Origin of the sequence: Bacillus pretiosus, from assembly GCF_051294775.1 — a bacterium.
In the GTDB taxonomy this organism is placed as follows: domain Bacteria; phylum Bacillota; class Bacilli; order Bacillales; family Bacillaceae_G; genus Bacillus_A; species Bacillus_A wiedmannii.
The window spans coordinates 630,373-652,277 of the sequence record NZ_JBPPHF010000003.1; the positions used below are offsets into that span (position 1 = coordinate 630,373).

The window sequence follows — 21,905 nt, forward strand, 5'->3', positions numbered from 1 at the left end:
GATAAAGTAGAAGAGAGGAAGATTATAATGAAACAATCTTTATTCGGACGTGTACGCGATGCAATTTTAGCAGATTTTCATAATGTGTTAGATGAGAAAGAAAGAAAAAATCCAATCGCGATGTTAAACCAATATTTACGCGATAGTGAGCGTGAAATAACAAAAATTGAGAAGTTAATTGAGCGCCACAAAACATTAAAATCTAATTTCGCTCGTGAGCTTGAGCAAGCACGTTATTTCGTTAATAAAAGATCAAAGCAAGCGATTGTCGCTCAAGAAGCAGGCGAATTACAGCTACATGAGCGTGCGTTAGAAGAAGTAGCGTATTATGAAGGGCAAGTAACTCGATTAGAAGAAATGTATGCAGGTGTTGTAGATCAAATTGATGAGTTAGAGCGTCGTCTTGCTGAGATGAAAAATAAATTAAAAGAAATGCACGCAAAACGTATGGAATTAATGGCACGTGAAAATATGGCACATGCAAATCGTCGTATGAATACAGCGATGCATAAAATGGATGAAAATAACCCGTTCTTACGCTTTGAGGAAATTGAAGATCATATTCGCGACTTAGAATCTCGTATAAATGAGGAGCATGAACGTGACACATTTGATATGAAGATTGCAAAGCTTGAGCGTGAAATGAAAGAGAAGAATGATGTATCGTTAACGAAAGAGTTAACAAAATAATAGTAGTATATTATAAAACAGGCTTATGATATAGTGATAGGAGAAAAGGTGTTGGAAAGCAATGCCTTTTCTTCTATGTATATGTAACAAGAAGGGGGGAGCTGAAATGAAGAAACAATTTTCAAAAACACAATTAATGGGGATGCTCCTCATCATATTTGGATTCGGTCTTTTTCTTGATATGATACTTGGACATTTTGAACCAGGTGGTCTCATTTTTGCATTTATTATGCTTATGTTTGGAAGGCATTATCGTAAGAAGAATCGTTATGTAAGGGGAAATGTCTTTTTATTTGTTGGTGGTATCGTATTTTTATTCTTCTTATTTTCATCAGCAGCATTTGTTCTTGTCGTATTTGCTTGTTTAGCTTTAATTGGTTATCAACTGATTCAACAAGGACATCAGCAAAAAGCAATGAAGGTTGAAATTAAAGAAAAAGGGATTATAGACGAAGAGAAGCAAATATATCGTACAGAATCATATTTAAAAAATATGTTTGTAGGGAATATACGAATGATGGATCATATTTATGAACTTGAGGATATTAATGTTCAATATGGTGCTTGTGATGTGGAAATAGATTTAACAACTGCTATGATTCCAGAAGGAGAAACGGTAATTGTTATCCGAGGTGTCGTTGGTAATATTCGTTTATATGTGCCATATGATATTGAATTGTCTTTAAATCATTCTGTTATTGTCGGACGTGTGCTCCTGCCAGGACATGAAGAGACAGGATTTAATCGCAATGTTACATTTAGAACAGAGCAGTATAAAGAAGCGCCTCGTCGTATTAAAATTATTTCTTCGCTTGTCGTAGGCGATACGGAAGTGAGGAAAGTATAATGAAGAAACAAAAAAATATTTCGTGGATGTATATTCGTTATTCTATGTTGTCTTCTGTTAGTATTGCACTCATTTGTACAATTGTATATGTATGGAAAAGCGAGCAACAAGTGTATGATTTATTATGGAAGGAATCCATCGCTTCTGTTCCAATTGGCTTGTTTATTATGACTACAAGTTTACTTATCGGGGGAATTGTAGGATATGCAATCGGTTACTATATAGAGCAGCGTATACAAGGATTAAATACTTTTCTATTTGAAGTGGAGCGAGGGAATTTTCCGAGTGATGTTTCGTTTACTGCAGATGATGAATTTCATGAAGTAGAACGAAAAGTAATCGGTCTTGCTCGTCGATTAGAGGAGCAAGCTGGACTCTTTCAAAAAGTAACGAATGAACGAGCTCATTGGAATGAAGAGATGAGACAAGAAGCGATATCTCAAGAAAGGCATCGATTGGCGAGGGAGCTGCATGATTCTGTAAGTCAGCAGCTTTTTGCAATGTCGATGATGATGTCGGCTATTAATGAACAAGTAGCTGAAATTCCAGAAACGACAAAAAAGCAGTTGCAGCTCGTTGAAAATATGGTTGTAAATGCACAATCAGAAATGAGAGCGTTGCTTCTTCATTTACGGCCTGTACAATTAGAAGGTAAGAAACTGACACAAGGTATAGAGGAATTATTGACGGAATTATCGCGAAAGCAACATATGAAAATTGAATGGCTAATCGAGCCAATAGAATTGAAAAAAGGTGTAGAAGATCATTTATTTCGTATTGTGCAAGAAGCTTTATCCAATACTTTACGACATGCGAAAGCGAAGAAAACGGAAGTACGTCTTCGGAAAATTGATCAATATGCAATTCTAAAAATTATTGATGATGGCGTTGGATTTGAAGTCGGAGTGAATAAGGCTGGTTCATATGGTTTAAGATCAATGCAAGAGCGTGTTCATGAAATTGGTGGGACATTAAAAGTACTTAGTTTCCCCGCTAAAGGGACACAAATAGAAGTAAAAGTACCGATTATGATTGAGAGAGGGGGAGAATCATGATAAAAGTGTTACTTGTCGATGATCATGAAATGGTTCGAATGGGTGTATCAGCATATTTATCAACGCAGCCAGATATCGAAGTAGTTGGAGAAGCTGAAAATGGAAGAAAAGGTTCAGAGTTAGCACTGCAATTAAGACCAGATATTATTTTGATGGACCTTGTCATGGACGAGATGGATGGGGTTGAAGCAACACGTGCTATTATTCAGGAATGGCCAGAAGCGAAAATTGTAGTTGTAACGAGCTTTTTAGATGATGAGAAATTGTACCCTGTTATTGAGGCGGGAGCGACAAGTTATTTATTAAAAACATCAAGAGCAAGTGATATAGCAGACGCTGTACGAGCTACTTATGATGGAGAAACTGTATTAGAGCCAAAAGTTACTGGTAAAATGATGTCTCGTATGCGTCAGAAGAAAGAACAACCTTTGCATGAGGAGTTAACAGAAAGAGAGTCTGAAATTTTGTTATTAATTGCAGAGGGGAAAAGTAACCAAGAGATTGCAGATGAATTGTTTATTGCCCTCAAAACAGTAAAGACACATGTGAGTAATATTTTAAATAAGCTAAATGTAAGTGACCGGACACAGGCAGTTATTTATGCGTTTAGACATCAATTGACGAAATGATAAAGTGAAACTAATAATCAGTGGGGGGTATCTCCACTGATTATTAGTTTACGCCAAATCTTTTTATTGACGTTAACAAATGTAAGCGTTATCATTAAGTTGTTAACAGTACATACAAAGGGGAGAGAGTGTATGTTAGTTCAAACGATATTTGGCATGGATAAGTCTAAAAAATTAGGGGATTATGTGAACGCATTACAAGCGCTTTGTGAACAATATAATGTTGAAACAGATAAAATTGCAATTGTTGAGGCGACAGAAGAGTACTATTTATTTTTAGTAAAGCAAGAAGATTGCTACGATGTTATCAAAGTAGAAACAGTGGATACAAATATCGAATATTATACGAAAGCGTATAAAATAAGCAGTTTTAATCATACTGCTTATCAAAAGTAAAAAAACTCCCTTTCGGGAGTTTTTTAGGATGCTTTTACTTCGTGGGAATCGGTTATTAAGGGAACTTTTTTCGCACCGCTTAACTTAGCGATTGTAAGGCCGATAATAGCCCCGGCTAATGCTGGTATTAGCCAGCCAATTCCTTCATTATATAAAGGAATAAATTCAAAATATGGTGTGATAAATGAAACTGAAATGCCACCTTGTTTTAATCCGTCAAATACGCTTACGATTGCTGCTCCAATTAAAGCACCTACATAAACAGAGCGATATCCACCGAAATATTTATGAAGTAACGATAGTAGAACGAGTACAATTGCAACTGGATATACAACAAGTAGAATTGGAACAGAGATGGCAATAATTTTCGTTAAACCTAAGTTGGCAACTAATAATCCTAATGCACAAATGATACTCGCGAACATTTTGTATGAAAATGTAGTCAATAATGTTGAGAAATATTGACTACACGCAGATACAAGTCCAACACAAGTTGTTAGACAAGCGAGTGTAACGATTAGAGATAATAGAAGTAAACCGTATGGACCGAATAATTGCTGTACGATAACAGTAAGTAATTGTCCGCCATTTTGTGCATATCCGAGCGAGACGCTAGTTGCACCGAGCCAGCCAAGTGCACCATATACAAGTACGAGACCAGTAGCGGCAATAAGTCCTGCTTTCGCTGTTGCGATGGCAATGGATTTACGATCCTTCACACCTTTAGAGCGAATGGCATTTACAACGATAATTCCAAATGCAAGCGCAGAAATGGTATCCATCGTTAAGTATCCTTCCATAAAGCCTTTGAAGATTGGAGAAGTTTGATACTCTTGCATTGCTGGTCCTGATTGCCCGAGTGGTGTAAATACACTTTTAACAAATAGTAAGAGAATAGAGAGTAATAAAATAGGTGTTAAAATATTTCCGATGCGATCGACAAGTTTAGATGGATTTAAACTAAGCCAAAATACGATAGCGAAGAAGACGACTGTGTATAAAAGTAGTGCTAGGTTACTAGAACGAATTGTTTCTGGTAAGAAAGAACTAACACCCATTTCATAAGCGACATTTGCAACGCGTGGAATTCCCATAGAAGGACCGATTGCGATGTATACAACTACAGTAAAGAAAATTCCGAATAATGGGTGAACATGACTTGCGAGTTGTTGCATGCCGTTTCCTGATAAAGAAATTGCAATAACAGTTAATAATGGTAAACCGACTCCTGTTAGTAAAAATCCAATCATTGCCGGCCAAAAGTTTTCACCTGCATTTTGTCCAAGCATGGGAGGGAAAATTAAATTACCTGCCCCAAAAAATAAAGAAAATAGCATAAGACCCGTGAAAAAAATATGTTTTTTTGATACAGTGTTCATTGTTTTTCCTCCTTTTTTAAATTCATTTGTAAGAACACAAAAAACTCGTCCCTAAAGAAAGGGACGAGTTATATTTACCCGCGATACCACCCTAATTTATACATGTAGAAATGAGTCTATATGTATACGGCTTTACAACGTACAACATGATACGTGTTCCTTGTAACGGGGGACAGCCGGTAAGAACTTACTGTAACATTCGGTTCTACTTCTCGGAGATGATTTTCGGTTACGCACTGAACGTTGGCTTTCAGCAAATCGCCAACTCTCTGGGGGACAGTCCTATAACGTACTCGTTCTCGTCAATGAATTTTTATTCAAGTATTCTGACAGTATTGTCACATGTTTTTTTTTGAAAGTCAACATTTTTTTGAAAGATATATTTATATATGGAAATATCGAATATGATATTCGTTATTGTAAAGGGAATGGTGAATTGTAAAACGGGAGTAAAAATTTGTAGAGAATTGTAAAACTTATAGAGAAAGTTGATATTTATAGGAGTAAAGAAGGTATTGTTTGAATTTACAGAGAATAATACAACAATCCACTTGCTGGAAAGAACAAACCAAAAGAGGTGACTGGAATGCTTGCGATGGGAGTATTATTTGGCATTATTGCTATAATTGGTTTTATGTGGTTATATTATTCGCGTTCGTTTAAACAAGCAGAAGTTTTACTCTTTCAAAAAGGTAGTTTGTTGACAAATCAGTCTAGATATTTAGTATGTCCGAAGTGTGGAAGTGCACAGGCCAGAAGTGGAGGATATCAAGAGTGTTGCAAAATTAGATTATGAAAGAAGGAAGCCTCACATTATGTTGTGAGGCTTCCTTCCTTACAATTTCATGGCGCTCCAAATTGTCCACCGATCTCTTTCGATAATAGGAGAGATACTTTGTAATGCGGTCTGGATCTGTTGTAGAAGTTGAGAAAGTTCATGATCTGTTAATTCATATAGAATAGATCGACCTGTTCGAGGTGATAAATCTTGTAGCAATGCTTCTACAGAATCATGTATTTTTCGTACTTCCCATTGTGTTTGAGAGGGGAACACGTGAAGAAAATGTTTTTGTAATTCTTGCTGTATCGTGGTGGTTTTTGGCCGCCTTTTTGATTCTATTTCAATGAGTTTTGGAAAGGTAGAGAAAAAATATCCACGAATGTGTTCGGGGCTTCCAGGAATTGTACAATCTTCAATGGTTCGGTCTTGTACAATAAGTACACCGTTTTTCTTTAATATACGAGAAGCTTCACGTAGAAATGTAGGAATGTCTTGTAAATGATGAATCACTGCGCGCGAAATAACAATGTCGAATGTATCATTAGGATATGGGACGCTATGTGCATCACCGTGAATGAATGAAATATTTGGAAAGCCGCTACAATTTTCTTTTGCAGCTTGTAATATTTCTTTTGAAAAATCAAGTCCAATGACATTTTTGGCCCCCATAAGAGCAAGTTCTTTCGTATAAATCCCGCCACCACAGCCGATATCAATTATTTGCTTGTTTTGTACATTTGTAATACTTTTTATCATTTCTCCCCAAGAAATATGGGCGTTTCGCTGTGCGTATGTGTATTTATTATTTGCATCGTGAAAATTAATGGACATGAAAAAGACCTCCTTTCAATACTTAGTATAGCGTATTTTATAGTGTGTCACGTTTTTGTTTTTTATATGAAGAGTATAAGAATTTCTTATTGTAAAAGGAGGATTAAGTTGAAAAGGAAATATGTATTGTTGTTATTTGCTATGTTACTAGCATCTTGTGGTCAAGTAGAGCAAAAAAAAGAAACAAAAAAAGTGGAAGAGACGGTGAATGAAGTGAAAGAAACGATAGGGGTAACCGTTATACAAAAAAAACATAAAGAGAAAAAGTTACAGGAATCAGAAGCTAAGTTAGTAATAGACATTATAGATAAAGCGGAAAAACAAGAAGTAACAGGTAGTTTTGGTGAACCGGAATATGAAATACAAATTAATAGGGGTGGAAAAAAAGAAACATATTATGCATGGCTAAGAGGAGAAGACAGAAGAGGATGGATACAATATAAAAAAGCTATGTATATGCTGAATAAAAAAGATACAGAAAAGCTTTTGGCTATATTTCCAAATGTTTTAGAACAAAAAGAAGATGAGATGCAGGTAGGTCCTTTAACGGAAGTAACAAAAAAAGATTTGCAGATTACTGCGTTTCATATTAAAGCAGGCGATCAAAAAGTGAATTATACGGTGCGGTATACGATTTCACAATCACTATACAACAAGTTAGAGAAGGAACAAGAGTATTATTTACAAGTCGTTTTCCCAGAAAAAGTTCAAAAATTAATTGGAGCAAAAGAGAGTGAAAAAATTCCAGGTGAAAAGGTAAAGGAAGGGTATAAACAATATGAATTGCATGCTACTGTTCCGGTAAAAGATGCTTCAGAATCACAATTAAAGTCATTAGAAACATATTATGAAAATTATGATTTGAAAATATTAAATAGCAAAAAAGAAAAAATAGGTGTTTTTCAAAATATCATTCAAATTGTTAAAGAGTATGGTGAAAAAATGGATTTACAAAGATAAAATGAAACTTTAATTAGCCCTGACAGATCGGGATGAAGGTAATTAGTAAAGTTTATATGGCCTTTCCTAGGAAATGATAATAGAGAGGGGAAAACACCCCCTCTCTATTATTTTGCTTTTGCAGATGGCTCATTCATTGATTTTCGTGTAATAAGAAAAGAAATCATAAGAGCGGAAAGGATGACAAGGGCAATAAATACGTGATTGGGCAACAAATCTAATAATAATACGTAACTAACGGTATAAAAAATAAGAGTTGAAGCTAAAAACGATAGAGCGCCTATTATGAGAGATTGTAAATTCATTTGCAAACACCTCCTTATATTTATACTTATATTTTTGGCTAAAAATGGATTAAATAAACATTATTTCTAACGATAGAAAAAAATATGTCATAATAGAGAAAAGAATAGTTTTGATGAATAAATATGATTCATTAATGAGAGATAAAGGAGAGGAATATGAAAAATAATAAAAAAGGATTATGGGGAATTATTGTTGCAATAGGGCTATTTTTACTTTCTAAGTTAAAGTGGGTATTTGCAATTTTTAAACTAGCAAAGTTTTCAACGGTATTTAGTATGTTTCTATCACTTGGTGCATACGCGGTTATATATGGTTGGAAATTTGGGGTAGCGCTCATTTATTTGTTGTTTATTCATGAAATGGGCCATTTATGGGCTGCGAAAAGAAAAGGTATACCAACATCGCCAGCAATATTTATTCCATTTATGGGCGCTCTTATTGGGATGAAAGAGATGCCGAAAAATGCAAAAGATGAAGCTTATATCGCCTTCATGGGACCTCTTTTCGGATTGTTGTCATTTTTACCTGCGATTCCACTTTATATAATAACGAAAGAGCCATTTTGGGCATTAATTATTTTACTTGGAAGTATTATTAACTTCTTTAACTTGATTCCGGTTTCTCCATTAGATGGTGGACGAATTATCTCAGTTGTAAGTACAAAGATTTGGGGAGCGGGTCTTATTGTATTGCTCGGTTATGCCATTTACTTTAAAAGTATTTTGGGAGGATTTATTTTTATTATCGGCTGTATGGAATTATATAGAGTAATAAAGAGAGATGAGCCAATTAAGGAATTAGGATATAGAATTGATGGAATGAAAGAATATGTTGCAAGACTTGAAGAGGAGTTAAAAGAAACAGGTGCGGTGCATCGAAATATATATATGATGCAACATGAAATAAATATATTAAGGCAAAAAGAAAGAGAGAAAGAATTAAAAGTAGGAGAACTTCAAAAGATTGAAGTGTTAGAGCATCTTTTACCAAAGTTTGAGCCGCTTGATTACGTTCCATATGAAGATGAAAAAGAAACGCATACAATTCATATAAGAGAGGCATTTGAAATGTCAGAAAGAAAATTACAGGAATGGGAGACGGAAAAGAGACAACAGGAAAACTATTATAAAGTTGATATGAAAACAAAATGGACAGTCTTTGCTTGTTATATCGGATTAATGGCTATACTCGGTTACACAGCTTATGAAGGGTACATTGTTTTACAAGAACATTTACCAACGAGAAATGTATAGAAAAATATTGTCGAAATGATAGGAAGAATTTATACAGGAATTATATTTCTACGAGAGAATGTTACAAGTATAGTCATACTTTGTAATATCTTTAGTAGAGAAGGAGTTCTGTATATGAAGAAATTGTTAATTGTATTCGGGATTATTATCGTAATGATCATTGCGAGCTATAGTCTTATGAAATTGCTATTACATTATGCGAATAAGCCTGCTGAGGTAAGTACAATAGCTCAAATAGAAGATGTGCAAGAGGAGACAAAAGTGCTAGATTTTATTCGTATGACGCATGAAAGTTATAATAATTTCTTAAATTACGGTAAAGCAGAGAATTATACAGAAGGGGACTGGAACCAATTTAAACAATGGTTTCAACAACAAGAATCGTCTTTAAAAAATATACATACAGAAATAAAGAATGAAAAAATAAAACGTGATGTAAATAGAAGCTATGAAATTGTAAAAAAAGGTGTGGAACTTCAAAATATTGAGTATGTAGTTTATGCACATCGTGTATACCATGACTTAGATATTATTGTAAATAAATATAGAGGTGAAACGAACATCTGGGGGTATACAGAGTTTGGAGATGGAAAAGATATAAGGGTAATTGAACAAGCTATACAGTCCAAATAATAAGCTAGCTAGAATTCTAGTTGGCTTATTTTCTTTTGTAAGTGCAATGTTCATATATTATTCACAAAAACACCGTGTTAATAGTGATTAAAATCACAATATGTACTATACAATTCAGTTAAACTAAAAACAGTTAAGGAAATAGAGGAGTGGGATACAATGTTAAGTGCAAAAACAATTGAAATCGTAAAGTCAACAGTACCATTATTACAAGAAAAAGGCGTTGAAATTACAACGAGATTTTATCAAATTTTATTTTCGGAACATCCGGAGTTATTGAATATTTTCAACCATACAAATCAGAAAAAGGGAAGACAACAACAAGCGCTAGCGAATGCTGTTTATGCAGCTGCAACGTATATTGATAATTTAGAAGCTATTATTCCAGTTGTAAAACAAATTGGTCATAAGCATAGAAGTTTAGGTATTAAAGCAGAGCATTACCCGATTGTAGGTACATGTTTACTACGTGCAATTAAAGAGGTCGCAGGTGCACCTGATGAAGTTTTAAATGCATGGGGAGAAGCTTATGGTGTCATTGCTGATGCATTCATTAGCATTGAAGCAGAGATGTATGAAGAAGCGGCACATAAAGAAGGTGGATGGAAAGATTTCCGTAACTTTGTGGTTGTTAAAAAAGTGAAGGAAAGCGACGTTATTACATCATTTTATTTAAAACCTGAAGATGGTGGACAAGTTTCTTCATTCATCCCAGGACAATATGTAACGATTCAAATAAATATAGAAGGTGAAACGTATACACATAATCGTCAATATAGTTTATCAGATGCTCCTGGAAAAGAATATTATCGTATTAGTGTAAAGAAAGAAAAAGGTGTAGATACACCGGACGGTAAAGTATCTAACTACTTACACGATCATGTAGAAGAAGGGGATATGTTACCAGTAAGTGCACCAGCAGGAGATTTCGTATTAAATATGGATTCAACATTACCAGTTGTGCTAATTAGTGGTGGAGTAGGTATTACACCAATGATGAGTATGCTAAATACGTTAATTGAACAAAACTCAAAACGTAATGTATGTTTTGTTCATGCAGCGATAAATAGTAATACACATGCAATGAAAGAACACGTTGAGACAGTAGATAATGAATACGAACAAGTTAAAGCATACACTTGCTATTCTGCACCAACTGAAAAAGATATGGAAATGAAGAACTTTGATAAAGAAGGTTTCATTGAAGCTGAATGGTTACAAACTATTATTCCGACAACTGAAGCAGAATTTTATTTCTGTGGTCCCGTACCATTTATGAAGCATATAAATGCTGCACTAACTAATTTAGGTGTGGAACAAGAGCATATTCATTATGAATTTTTCGGTCCAGCAGCAAGCTTACAATAGATGAAGTTTGAAATAAGTAAAAAACGAGGTATTATTTTACCTCGTTTTTTATTTGTTCTCGTAACAGCCGATTTACCGTTTCACGGCGTATACCTATGAGTTGACCGATTTCAGTTTGTGTCAATATTTCATATATAGGAATGTCACCTAAATATAGTGTGAACCATTCTTGTAAACGATGTAGACGTTCTTTCGGAGAGACGGTTGTCAATTGATCGATACGCTGTTGCATCATTCTTAATTTTGATTGTAGTTGCATAGCAATATTTGCATATGATGCAGGATTTGCCTGAAGTTGATCGTACCATTCATTACTAATTATAGGTTCAACTTCTGTTTTCATTAAAGCGATTGCTGTACCGTGATATTCCTTCGGTGAAATTAAAGAATGGTGAGGTATCGTTTCACCTGGAACGATAATGTTGAATAGAAATGGTGTTCCATCTTCTTCTATCCGTACTACTTTTAATAAACCTGTTTTTATAAAATATAAAGGACCGTCCTCGCCTTGACGGAATAGTACATCTCCTTTGTGTAGAATCAATGTTAGCCCCCCATTTAAACATTTCTATTTCTTCTATTTTAGCGTATATGTATAAAGACAATATGCTTTTAAATAGCAATTTCATTGACGAAATATATGCTATTACAGTAGTATACTATTTAGTGTGTAATAGTACTAGCAATGAATACGCTGTAGGGGGTTTAGTATATTGTTAGATGCGATAAAAATGACGGATATGAGAATTCCGGCGAATGCTATCATTCATGTAGAAGAGATGAAAGGTGGAGTCGTGTTATCCGTTGAAGTAGACGGCCAAATTATTTATACGATGGCTTATGATGAAGAAACAGATAGTTATGCTGAATTATATGATCGAAACGATAAGAGGGCGTGCCAAGTACATGAGGATTTTATGGGATGGTCACTTCTTCACTAAAAAAGATGTCAATATGACATCTTTTTTTATTAAAACGATAGAATATACAAAGAAATGAAATATAAGGATAAAATTTGTAATAAATGATTTTGCATTGTTAGCACTTTGTAACTGCAAGTGAATTATTTTTTCGCTATCATAAAGATAACAGTCGCAGTTATAGGAGTGGTCAACGTGAAGAAAGTACATATTTCCAATTATATGTTATTATGTGTTTGTTTAATTTTATTTGTTCTCTTAGGAGGATTTTTATATTCATGTGTATAAGAAAAACGCATTCTAAAAAGAACGCGTTATAAAAAAGAAGTAATGATTAATCTAGTTCCAAGAATGATTAATGTGATACGTAATAAATTAATTACGGCATTACCACTTAATTTTGTATTAATATAAGCCCCGATTTTCCCGCCAATCCATGCACCAGGAATAAGAATTAATGCGTAAACCCAGCTGACATTTCCAAGGGAGATGTGAGTTGCAGAACTTACAATTGCTGATAAAAAAACGATAAACATCGAAGTTGCTACAGCAATATGTGCTGGGAATGCAAAAAGTAGCATCATTGCTGGAACAAGTAAGGCACCGCCGCCAATTCCAAATAATCCAGATATAAAACCAACTATAAAGGCGATAAAGATAGCGAGAAGCGGTGGAAATTGATAGTGTACAGTGTTTCCTTCGTTATCTGTAAAAGAACGCTTAATTACCGTCATATTTGATAAAGAAAGGGGGTTTAATTTGTCTCGTAACATAAGAAGGATGGAGACAAAAATAAGGAAAATCCCAAAATATAAAGAAAATGTATCTTGGTTTAAAAATTTGTTTGCCCACGAGCCGATGATACCACCAGGGCCACTCCCGATAAATAAAATAAGTCCACTTTTGTAATCTACTCGTTTATGCTTCATATAAGTAAGGGTGGAAGATAGTCCTGTAAAAACGACTGTTACCATTGAAGTTCCTACTGCAAGTTGTGGTGATAGACTGTGTAATCCGATTAATAACGGAACAATAATAATTCCGCCACCAAGCCCGACTAGACTCCCGACTGTCCCGGCGATTAACCCGATGAAAAGTAACATGATGTATTCCAAAATTTCCAACTCCTCTATATAACTTATCCACCAATTATTATACACGCTTTTTAATAAGAAAAAGGTTTGTTCACAAAAAAGTCGTCTTCCTAGAAAAATAAGGAAGACGACTTTTAATTAAAAGATTAAGTGTAATAAAGCGTAAAATAATGCAGCTAACGAAGCTGAAATAGGAAGTGTAATAACCCATGTAATTAACATACGTTTTGCAGTTCCCCATTTTACACCTTTCACACGATGTGAAGCACCAACCCCTAAAATAGAAGAAGAGATAACGTGCGTTGTACTAACCGGTAAGTGAATGAATGTTGCACCGAAAATAACAAGTGATGATGATAAATCAGCAGCTACACCATTTACAGGACGAATTTTCATAATTTGTCCACCGACAGTTTTAATAATTTTCCATCCACCAACAGAAGTACCAAGACCCATTGCGATTGCACAACATAATTGTACCCAGAACGGGATGTCGTCAGAAGTATGATAGTTATTGGCCATAAGAGCCATCGTAATGATTCCCATTGCTTTTTGTGCATCATTCGTACCATGTGTATAAGCTTGTAATGCTGCAGTGAAAATCTGGAATAAACGGAAGTTTTTGTTCGTTTTCGTTAAATTAAAGTTTTTAAAGACCACTTTAAAAATACTGTATACGATATAACCAATAACAAAAGCGATAATCGGTGAAATGATTAAAGCTTCAAGAATTTTTATGAACCCTTTAAGATTTAATGAGCTAATACCGGCAGCAGCGATAGCTGCACCTGCGATTGAGCCGATAATTGCATGCGAAGAACTACTTGGAATACCGTAGTACCAAGTAATTAAATTCCAAGCTATTGCCGCAAGCAAAGCAGCTAAAATTACAAGAGAACCATTTTGCAAGGCAAATGGATCAACGATATCTTTTGTAATCGTTTTTGCTACACCTGTAAATGTCATCGCACCTAAAAAGTTCATAATAGCTGCCATAATAATTGCATGTCTAGGCTTTAGAGCTTTCGTTGAAACAGCCGTTGCAATAGCGTTTGCTGTATCGTGAAATCCATTGATAAAGTCAAAAGCTAAAGCGCAAATGACTACTAAAACGGTCAGTATCAAGAGTGTATCCATGATCAAACTCCTTACGCGTTCTTCATAATAATTGTTTCTAATACGTTTGCAACGCTTTGGCAGCTATCCGCTACTTCTTCAAGCTCTTCGTAAATCTCTTTGTATTGAATAATCTTAATCGGATCTTTCTCACGAGAGAATAAGTGCTTAATTGCATGACGGCGAATATCATCACATTGTGATTCGTAATCCTTAATCTTAATCGCGTTCGTACGAATGTCGACTAACTTCTTTTTAGACAGTAGTTCAACAGAATTTGCAATCTCAATCGCACATTGATTAATTGCTTCAACGAATTTAATCATGTATTCATCAGCTTCTGTAATAGAATACATTTCGAATAGACCAGCACTATGATCTAATCCGTCTAATACATCATCCATACTCATTGCAAGTTGTAGGATGTCCTCACGTTCAATTGGAGTAATAAACGCTTTGTTTAGCTCCATAATGATTTCGTGAATAAATGAGTCACCTTTTGACTCATACTCTTTCATGCGCATAGAAAACTCTTTTAAATCGCTAGCATTTTTAATTTTATACTCCACGAAAAACTGCGCGCCTTCTTTTAAATTTTCTGAAACATTCATTAACATTTCAGAAAATTTATCTTTTTTTGATTTAAATACCATTATTAGTTACCCCCACAAAAGTAATATATGTAAAATATATTGGCTAATCAATTCTAACAAAAAACTGTCGTTTTTTAAAACATTTTATCGAAAAGTTTACAAAAACTTAACATAACTCTCATTGTTGTATTAATAATATTAATAATCAATAGTGAATATCTTACTTGTAGAATGTCCTTTTCTTGCAAAAAGTATGAATGTGAAAGAAAAGCTTTACACTATAGGAACGACTACGTTATTATAATAAATTTAAAAGGAGGTATATTCTTCCTTTTAAAAAGAAGAGTGTAAACAAACGAAGGAAGTGAACGAATGAAATTGAAGAACACTCACTTAAAAAAAATGCAGGAGTGGTTCAACAAGAGGAAGAAACTTCGTAATTCATTAATTGTATTAGGGAGTTTACTCGCTACTCTATTTGTTGCTATAAATATAATAATTTCCATTCAAGACATATCTGAATTAAAACAAGCTGTTCCGCAACCGACCTTAATTTATGATGCAAATAATGAAGTTGCGACTAAATTAGCTTCTTCTAAAACAGAAGGTGTTAAAAGGAAAGATATTCCTGACATTATGGTTCAGGCAATTGTTGCAGTAGAAGATAAGGAGTTTTTTAACCATCACGGTATTTACTATAGTGGTATTATAAGTGCAGTTTTTAAAAATATTACAGCAGGAGAAGTTGTAGCAGGGGGAAGTACAATTACACAACAACTTGCGAAAAATGTATTTCTGACACAAGACCGCACATACTCTCGAAAAATAAAGGAATATTTTTTGACAAAAAAAATAGAGCGTACGTATACGAAAGATGAAATTATTGAAATGTATATGAACCAAATTTATTTTGGCGAAGGTGCTTGGGGTATAAAAAGGGCAGCTAAATCTTATTTTGATAAAGATGTAAAAGATTTAACGGTTTCAGAGGCTGCAACGATTGCTGGCTTGATTAAAGCACCGTCTGCATATTCACCATATAAAAACTTTAATAAGTCAATCGAACGACGTAATGTTGTATTAAGTTTAATGAAAGAGCAAGGATATATTTCTGACGAACAGTATAATAAAGAAAAAGAGAGCGGTCTTGTGTTAAAACGTGGTGTGGATGATAAATACAAGGGGAAATACTCTCAATATGTAGATTATATTGTTAGGGAAGCTATGGACAAGTACGAATTAACACAAAATGAAATTTTAGCAGGTGGTTATCGTATTTACACAGAGCTTGATCCGAAAAAACAACAGGCTGTAGAAGACGTTGTGAATAATGAGAGTTATTTCAAAGATAATGGCTCAGACCAGCTTATGCAAACGGGTGTAGTTCTTATGAATCCAAAAACAGGTGGTGTACCAGCTTTAGTTGGAGGTAGAGGACCGTATCAGTTTTTACAGTTTAACCATGCAACCCAATTAAAAAGACAACCTGGCTCAACGTTAAAGCCTTTGGCTGTATATGTACCAGCTTTAGAGCAAGGGTATGAAGTATACGATATATTAAAAGATGAACCATTTAATATTAAAGAATATAAACCGCAAAATAGTGATCACACTTTTCACGGTGATGTGACAATGTATGAAGCCGTGGCAAAGTCGTACAATGTTTCGGCTGTTTGGCTATTGGAACAAATTGGATTGGATAAAGGATTGAAATCTTTAGAGCGATTTGGTATTCCATTAGTGCCAGAAGATCGTACGTATCCAATTGCTTTAGGCGGGATGCATGTTGGGACCTCTCCATTTGTAATGGCTCAAGCATACAGTACATTTGCAAATGACGGTGTCCAAGTGGAAGCTCATGCGATTAGAGAGATACAAAATGCTGAAGGTGAAACAATTGGAAAGTGGTATAAGAAAGAGACACGAGTGACGAGCGAGAAAATTGCTCAAAAGATGACATATTTATTAAAAGGTGTTGTCGAAAAGGGAACGGGCGAAAAGGCGAAAGTTAATAATGTTGATACGGCCGGTAAGACAGGAACTACTCAAATTGTAAATGGACCAAGCACCGGTGCAAAGGATTCATGGTTTGTTGGATACACACCAGATTTAGTAGGTGCGATTTGGGTAGGATTTGATAAAACAGATAGCGATCATTATGTTCCAGGGGGGAGTCAAATTACGACGACAATGTTCCGGGATATTATGAAAAAAGCGAATGCCAATCCAGCTCAAAAAGCATTCCAGTTATCGCTCATATCTGAGGCTGATTATAAAAAACAATTGAATACAATAGAAGAGGAAAAACGAAGAAAAGAAGAAGAGAAGAGAAGGAAAGAAGAGGAACAGCAAAGAAAAAAAGAGCAACAAGAGTGGCTCGACAAAGTGAAAGAATGGATTCCTTCACTTTGGTAAAAGAAAGAGGCGAATAACGAAATTCGCCTCTTTTTCGTATGAGAAATTAAGTGAACTTTTAATCGGTGGGAGGAGCTGTATCTATCCCTACGAGTTGTTAGCCCATATTAATTGGGATAAATAGTATTACTCGTTAAGTGTAACATTTGTACTGCCAAAGGATTGAGAATCGTATGTGATGATTATTTTTCCTTTACTAATAGGTTCGTAAGGTAATTCTTCTTCGTAATTACCATTATTTTCATTATGGATAGAAAGCGTGATTTCATCAATTTCTTTATTTGTATACTGAACTTTAATCGTTTCAGCAATTTGAAGTAACGCTTCGGAACTAGCAGCTTTCGTAATAAGCATTCCTTTTATAACTTTTTTTTCATTATTTGAGGCATTGGAATAAGGGATGTTGCTTTGTTTTGCATACAAAAGTTTGTATGGAACAGTTTTTCTCTCTGCTTTTGATATAGTGGAATATTTTAGAGTTAAAAAAAATCCTACACATAAAATAATGCATACCATAAGAGCAACCCAAATGCGTATTAGTGTCATAACTCTCATTTTCATCCCTCTTTCATATCTTTGACTTCACTATTTATCATACAAAATGAGGATTAAGACAGAGTAAATTTGAGGTAAAGAAACGTAAAGAAGGAGCACTTATCCTCCCAAATAAGTGCTCCTTTCTATATAAAGAGAGATTTAATGCACGGTTAAACGATACATATTATTATAAATATACTTATTGATTGAAAATTAGTAAATTCGGAATACGGATAGTGTTGCAGTTGTATCGCCTGTGTTAGGAATAGAAATAGTGTTTGCTGTAGGCTGTACAGCGATCGTTGTACCAGCTTGTAAAGTAACGATTGTAGAGAAAGAAACAGCACTACCGATAACGTTAGTCGAGAAGTTACGATTAGGTGGTTGGCCATTGAATGAAATACCGAATCCGAATGGTGAAGATCCTGGGAAAGTTGTAGGCGCTGAGAAACTAATATCATATACGCCTGTTTCTAAAATTGTTAAAGTATCTGAAGTATCGTTGAAAGAGATATTAGTTAATTCAAAAACTTGATTGAATTGGATGTTTGTTCCAGGGGATATAGTTTGTGGATTTGAGTTTCCGATAGCTGCGATAGTTACAGGAATTGGAGTACCCGCTGCTCCTGTTGCGCCAGCTGGTCCTTGAGCGCCAGTAGCACCTGTTGCGCCAGCCGGTCCTTGAGCGCCAGTAGCACCTGTTGCGCCAGCTGGTCCTTGAGCGCCAGTAGCACCTGTTGCGCCAGCCGGTCCTTGAGCGCCAGTAGCACCTGTTGCGCCAGCTGGTCCTTGAGGTCCAGTAGCCCCTTGAGGTCCAGTAGCCCCAGTAGCTTCTGTTGCTCCTCCTCCAAGGCAACCTGACCCGTATTGAACTAGGATAGTTTGGATCTCTGTTATGAGTTTAACTAGTTTGTCGATAGTGCAGCAATCTACTTTGAATAACTTAGCGATATACAATAAATAATTAAGCAAGCTTTGTAGCTCAACGTACAATGCTCCGCATGAGAAAGGTTTTGTTTTTAAAATAGTTAATAGATTAGCGATAATAGAATTTCCAATTTGTTTTTGTGCTGGAGATAAATCTAAGCAATTGAGGAATTTTTGTAGGTTATTTAGGGCAGCAATCAAGTTATCGATATTATTTTGAGAAGGGTTTTGAAAGACAGCTTGAATAGCTTGGCCAAGAGCTTGAAGAAGTCTAACGAATTCTGTAAGTTCGGACTTAGAGATGTTAATATAACTACAAGCTCTGACTTCGCAACAATCATTACCATAAAATACTTTTCCTTTATTTTTATTGTTCACCTTTTCATTCCTTTCTTTCATAGAATCAATAGTCGTTACTATATATTAAAATGAAATTTATACTAAATTCGTGATGGACAAACTACCATTTCTAAAAAAAATAAGAAATTGGCCCTCTTAGCAAAAATAAGTAAGATAAAGAGAAGGTTTATATAATGTAAAGACGAAAAGTTCAACATAAAAAACTGCATGCCAATTGTTAGGAGTATCTAACAATTGGCATGCAGTTTGTGGAAGAGTACCTCATTTGTAGTCATTTAATCTTTCAAGGGTTGTTTTAGGTAAAATTGGAATTGAAATAGTGAAAGTTGTACCATCTTGATTACTGGTCATTTTTAATGTACCGTTATGATTTTGAATAATTTTCTTCGTTACTGACAAGCCCAGTCCTGTGCCCGAATCTTTTGTTGAGAAGAATGGATCAAAGATATACTCTTGAATGGCTGTTGGAATACCAATTCCATTATCAGTGAAAGTAATACGAACAAAATTATCTAGGCGATAACTAGTAATTTGGATAGAAAGTTTTTTTTCACCTTGAGCATCGACAGCATTCTGAAATAGGTTTAAAAAAACTTGCACAAGTTCATGACGATCAATATGGACTAATACATCATCTAATTCGGTAGAAAAATTATAATCAATTGAAATATTATGTAAAAAGACTTCACTAGCTAGTAACTGTTGAATATACTCACGTAAAAATGTATTAATAGGAAACGGTTCTCTTGTAAATTCGCGTGTTTTTGAAATAGCTAAAAATTTTGTAATAATACTATTTGCGCGGTCTAATTCAGGAATAAGTAAGTTTTCAAATAATTCTTTATTAGATGGAGAAACAGTTTCTTGTAAAAATTGTAAATAACCTCGTACGGTTGTAAGAGGATTACGTACTTCATGTGCAATCCCAGCTGCAATTCGCCCTGCTAAAGAAAATTTCTCTGCATCACGTTCTGTGTTTAAATAATGAAAGACACTAATAACTCTAAAAATCTCTCCGTTATAATCACGAATAATTCGGTTATTTAAAATGCCATAGTTTTTGTCTAAAACTTCTTCATTATATATTTCTGTTCCCGTTCTTAATGTTTCAAGAGCTTTAATTTTTTCTTCTGGCAATTGTAGTAATTGTTGAATTGGCTTTCCGATTATATCATTTCGTACTACACCAAAATCATCTGCTGCAGCTTGGTTACATAAAGTGATATTTCCTTTAGCATCAACAAAGGTTACATGATGTGAAAAAGCATCAAAAATATGAATGAAGTATGTTTCAAGTTGCTCAAATAAAAATAATGAATCGCAAGTAAGTTGAAAATCAGCCTCTTTATTCTCTTTTTTTATGTTTTGAATGGAATGAGTCGTTCTCGTTTTCTTTATTTGTAAACCAATATGTGGATTTTTGTATGTGAAATGATGTGGTAATTGATTCACAAGTTCTTCATAAAAACGTACTTTATTTTCTAATTCTTCTATTCGTTTTTCATGAGATACAATATCATCGTTTGGAAGCATAAATAAATAACCCCTCAATTTAAAAATTCTTCCATCTAGTATATCATATTTTTATACGGATACTCTTAAAGAAGGGGCTACTTAATAAAATTGATTAGCTGAAGTGTTCGGGAAGTGAGTAGAATGAATAGAAGGTGAAGTTAAAAAGGGAGGGATATATTTGCTTTTCATTGGAGTGACAGGGTGGGGAGATCATGATTCTTTATATATAGATCCCTATGAAAATAGAAATAAATTACGAACATATAGTGAGCATTTTCCTATTGTGGAAGTAGATAGTTCATTTTATGCGATGCAACCTGCACGAAACTATACAAAATGGGCAATGGAAACACCGAAAGATTTTTCTTTTGTCGTAAAAGCATATCAAGGGATGACGGGACATATGAAAGGTGAAATTCCTTTTTCTACGTTTGACGAAATGTTTGATGTGTACAAACAATCTATTCTGCCTTTAATAGAAGCTGATAAATTAAAAATGATTTTATTTCAATATCCACCATGGTTTGATTGTAAAAAGAAGAATGTGGATTTTCTTCGATATACGAAAGAAAAAATGGAAGGTTTACCGTGTGCCATAGAATTTCGAAATCAAACATGGTTTTATCCCGAAATGAAAGATAAGACGATACAGTTTCTAAAACATGGGAAATGGATTCATACAATTTGTGATGAACCACAGGCTGGAATAGGTTCGGTACCCCTCGTGTTAGAGGCTACGAATTCAGACATGGCACTTATACGTTTTCACGGTAGGAATGTTCATGGGTGGCTTGATAAAGGGGAAAATTGGAGAGCGGTTCGTTGCTTATATCGTTACAACAATAAAGAATTGGAAGAATGGGTAGAAAGATTAGAGCAATTAAAAAAGAGGACAAAGGACATATATGTACTATTTAACAATAATTCGGGCGGAGATGCAGCGGATAATGCGAAACAGCTTATGAAAATGATGGACATTACATATGGTGAGCCGAAGCCCGAGCAATTAAATTTGTTTGAATGATAATAAACAAGAAAGGCACTGTACAAACAGGGGGAATGTACAGTGCCTTTCTATATGAAAAAGAGGGGTAACAATGTTACTGAGCGTTTGGTTGATTCATCAATTGTTGGCTTCGTAATAAATGATAATGGTTATCATTATCATTGTCAATAGTTTTCCGAAAAATAAATAAAAAACTTTTTATGAGACATTAACGGGTAGAAAGGTTCCTGATAAGAGGTTTGGCTGAAGCAAAGAAGTTTTTCGGGGCAGAATGCTAGTAAACTCCTAATAAAG

General features: G+C 34.7%; 23 protein-coding genes and 1 other annotated feature. Of the genes, 13 read left to right on the plus strand and 10 right to left on the minus strand.

Annotated features, from left to right (window positions below):
* Window positions 1-27 precede the first annotated feature (27 nt).
* The 5 genes from ACSG5Z_RS19835 (at window position 28) to ACSG5Z_RS19855 (ending at window position 3,617) form a co-directional block, all read left to right on the plus strand.
* Window positions 28-690: a PspA/IM30 family protein gene (locus tag ACSG5Z_RS19835; protein ID WP_075308722.1), complete on the plus strand. Its 663-nt coding sequence runs from the start codon at window positions 28-30 to the stop codon at window positions 688-690.
* Between the two features lie 106 nt (window positions 691-796).
* A complete protein-coding gene (liaF, locus tag ACSG5Z_RS19840; protein ID WP_435712008.1) occupies window positions 797-1,537 on the plus strand; it encodes a cell wall-active antibiotics response protein LiaF in 741 nt (246 codons plus the stop codon).
* On the plus strand, window positions 1,537-2,592 hold the full coding sequence (locus ACSG5Z_RS19845; RefSeq protein WP_064476649.1) for a sensor histidine kinase: 1,056 nt from the start codon (window positions 1,537-1,539) through the stop codon (window positions 2,590-2,592). The genes liaF and ACSG5Z_RS19845 overlap by 1 nt, the downstream gene beginning before the upstream one ends.
* Complete coding sequence (locus ACSG5Z_RS19850) at window positions 2,589-3,221, plus strand: response regulator (RefSeq protein ID WP_000598709.1); 633 nt, start codon at window positions 2,589-2,591, stop codon at window positions 3,219-3,221. The genes ACSG5Z_RS19845 and ACSG5Z_RS19850 overlap by 4 nt, the downstream gene beginning before the upstream one ends.
* Before the next feature lie 99 nt (window positions 3,222-3,320).
* Window positions 3,321-3,617: a DUF3922 domain-containing protein gene (locus tag ACSG5Z_RS19855; protein ID WP_131932946.1), complete on the plus strand. Its 297-nt coding sequence runs from the start codon at window positions 3,321-3,323 to the stop codon at window positions 3,615-3,617.
* 23 nt (window positions 3,618-3,640) lie between these two features.
* On the opposite strand, the gene brnQ3 is transcribed toward ACSG5Z_RS19855, so the two are convergent.
* A complete protein-coding gene (gene brnQ3, locus ACSG5Z_RS19860; protein WP_435712009.1) occupies window positions 3,641-4,996 on the minus strand; it encodes a branched-chain amino acid transport system II carrier protein BrnQ3 in 1,356 nt (451 codons plus the stop codon).
* Window positions 4,997-5,052: 56 nt separating this feature from the next.
* Window positions 5,053-5,311: a binding site (T-box leader), on the minus strand.
* A 271-nt stretch (window positions 5,312-5,582) separates the two neighbouring features.
* On the opposite strand from brnQ3, the gene ACSG5Z_RS19865 reads away from it, so the two are divergent.
* Window positions 5,583-5,792: a hypothetical protein gene (locus ACSG5Z_RS19865; protein ID WP_000880630.1), complete on the plus strand. Its 210-nt coding sequence runs from the start codon at window positions 5,583-5,585 to the stop codon at window positions 5,790-5,792.
* 39 nt (window positions 5,793-5,831) lie between these two features.
* Here the strand turns inward: ACSG5Z_RS19865 and ACSG5Z_RS19870 are convergent, their stop codons facing one another.
* Entirely contained in the window at window positions 5,832-6,608 is a 777-nt protein-coding gene (locus ACSG5Z_RS19870; protein WP_088083032.1) for a class I SAM-dependent methyltransferase, read from the minus strand.
* Between the two features lie 108 nt (window positions 6,609-6,716).
* Here ACSG5Z_RS19870 and ACSG5Z_RS19875 point away from each other — a divergent pair, with 108 nt between their 5' ends.
* Entirely contained in the window at window positions 6,717-7,568 is an 852-nt protein-coding gene (locus ACSG5Z_RS19875; RefSeq protein WP_106101393.1) for a YhfM domain-containing protein, read from the plus strand.
* Between the two features lie 107 nt (window positions 7,569-7,675).
* On the opposite strand, the gene ACSG5Z_RS19880 is transcribed toward ACSG5Z_RS19875, so the two are convergent.
* Complete coding sequence (locus tag ACSG5Z_RS19880) at window positions 7,676-7,873, minus strand: hypothetical protein (RefSeq protein WP_001053356.1); 198 nt, start codon at window positions 7,871-7,873, stop codon at window positions 7,676-7,678.
* 156 nt (window positions 7,874-8,029) lie between these two features.
* Here ACSG5Z_RS19880 and ACSG5Z_RS19885 point away from each other — a divergent pair, with 156 nt between their 5' ends.
* From ACSG5Z_RS19885 to hmpA, 3 genes are all read left to right on the plus strand, one after another.
* On the plus strand, window positions 8,030-9,127 hold the full coding sequence (locus tag ACSG5Z_RS19885; protein WP_435712010.1) for a site-2 protease family protein: 1,098 nt from the start codon (window positions 8,030-8,032) through the stop codon (window positions 9,125-9,127).
* Between the two features lie 114 nt (window positions 9,128-9,241).
* Window positions 9,242-9,760, plus strand: a complete 519-nt coding sequence (locus ACSG5Z_RS19890) for a hypothetical protein (protein WP_000734814.1) — start codon at window positions 9,242-9,244, stop codon at window positions 9,758-9,760.
* 159 nt (window positions 9,761-9,919) lie between these two features.
* The gene (hmpA, locus tag ACSG5Z_RS19895; protein ID WP_088062679.1) at window positions 9,920-11,128 is read left to right on the plus strand and encodes an NO-inducible flavohemoprotein; all 1,209 of its coding nucleotides are present in this window, start codon (window positions 9,920-9,922) and stop codon (window positions 11,126-11,128) included.
* 31 nt (window positions 11,129-11,159) lie between these two features.
* Here the strand turns inward: hmpA and ACSG5Z_RS19900 are convergent, their stop codons facing one another.
* A complete protein-coding gene (locus ACSG5Z_RS19900; protein WP_000600574.1) occupies window positions 11,160-11,672 on the minus strand; it encodes a Crp/Fnr family transcriptional regulator in 513 nt (170 codons plus the stop codon).
* A 169-nt stretch (window positions 11,673-11,841) separates the two neighbouring features.
* Here ACSG5Z_RS19900 and ACSG5Z_RS19905 point away from each other — a divergent pair, with 169 nt between their 5' ends.
* Window positions 11,842-12,069 (plus strand): hypothetical protein, encoded by a 228-nt coding sequence (locus tag ACSG5Z_RS19905; protein WP_000882907.1) that lies wholly within the window; start codon window positions 11,842-11,844, stop codon window positions 12,067-12,069.
* Between the two features lie 293 nt (window positions 12,070-12,362).
* Here ACSG5Z_RS19905 and ACSG5Z_RS19910 read toward each other — a convergent pair whose 3' ends face one another.
* The 3 genes from ACSG5Z_RS19910 to ACSG5Z_RS19920 all read right to left on the minus strand — a co-directional run bounded on the left by ACSG5Z_RS19910 (window position 12,363) and on the right by ACSG5Z_RS19920 (window position 14,911).
* Window positions 12,363-13,163, minus strand: coding sequence for a sulfite exporter TauE/SafE family protein (locus ACSG5Z_RS19910; protein WP_000455764.1), 801 nt, complete (start codon window positions 13,161-13,163; stop codon window positions 12,363-12,365).
* Window positions 13,164-13,280: 117 nt separating this feature from the next.
* On the minus strand, window positions 13,281-14,279 hold the full coding sequence (locus ACSG5Z_RS19915; RefSeq protein WP_048544857.1) for an inorganic phosphate transporter: 999 nt from the start codon (window positions 14,277-14,279) through the stop codon (window positions 13,281-13,283).
* 11 nt (window positions 14,280-14,290) lie between these two features.
* A complete protein-coding gene (locus ACSG5Z_RS19920) occupies window positions 14,291-14,911 on the minus strand; it encodes a DUF47 domain-containing protein (RefSeq protein ID WP_000231446.1) in 621 nt (206 codons plus the stop codon).
* Between the two features lie 312 nt (window positions 14,912-15,223).
* On the opposite strand from ACSG5Z_RS19920, the gene ACSG5Z_RS19925 reads away from it, so the two are divergent.
* Window positions 15,224-17,266, plus strand: coding sequence for a transglycosylase domain-containing protein (locus tag ACSG5Z_RS19925; protein WP_088062680.1), 2,043 nt, complete (start codon window positions 15,224-15,226; stop codon window positions 17,264-17,266).
* A gap of 126 nt (window positions 17,267-17,392) precedes the next feature.
* Here the strand turns inward: ACSG5Z_RS19925 and ACSG5Z_RS19930 are convergent, their stop codons facing one another.
* From ACSG5Z_RS19930 to ACSG5Z_RS19940, 3 genes are all read right to left on the minus strand, one after another.
* Complete coding sequence (locus tag ACSG5Z_RS19930) at window positions 17,393-17,821, minus strand: hypothetical protein (protein ID WP_435712011.1); 429 nt, start codon at window positions 17,819-17,821, stop codon at window positions 17,393-17,395.
* Window positions 17,822-18,016: 195 nt separating this feature from the next.
* On the minus strand, window positions 18,017-19,129 hold the full coding sequence (locus ACSG5Z_RS19935) for a Gly-Xaa-Xaa repeat protein (protein ID WP_435712012.1): 1,113 nt from the start codon (window positions 19,127-19,129) through the stop codon (window positions 18,017-18,019).
* Between the two features lie 222 nt (window positions 19,130-19,351).
* A complete protein-coding gene (locus ACSG5Z_RS19940) occupies window positions 19,352-20,623 on the minus strand; it encodes an ATP-binding protein (protein ID WP_000937261.1) in 1,272 nt (423 codons plus the stop codon).
* Window positions 20,624-20,783: 160 nt separating this feature from the next.
* On the opposite strand from ACSG5Z_RS19940, the gene ACSG5Z_RS19945 reads away from it, so the two are divergent.
* Window positions 20,784-21,629 (plus strand): DUF72 domain-containing protein, encoded by an 846-nt coding sequence (locus ACSG5Z_RS19945; RefSeq protein WP_435712013.1) that lies wholly within the window; start codon window positions 20,784-20,786, stop codon window positions 21,627-21,629.
* Window positions 21,630-21,905 lie beyond the last annotated feature (276 nt).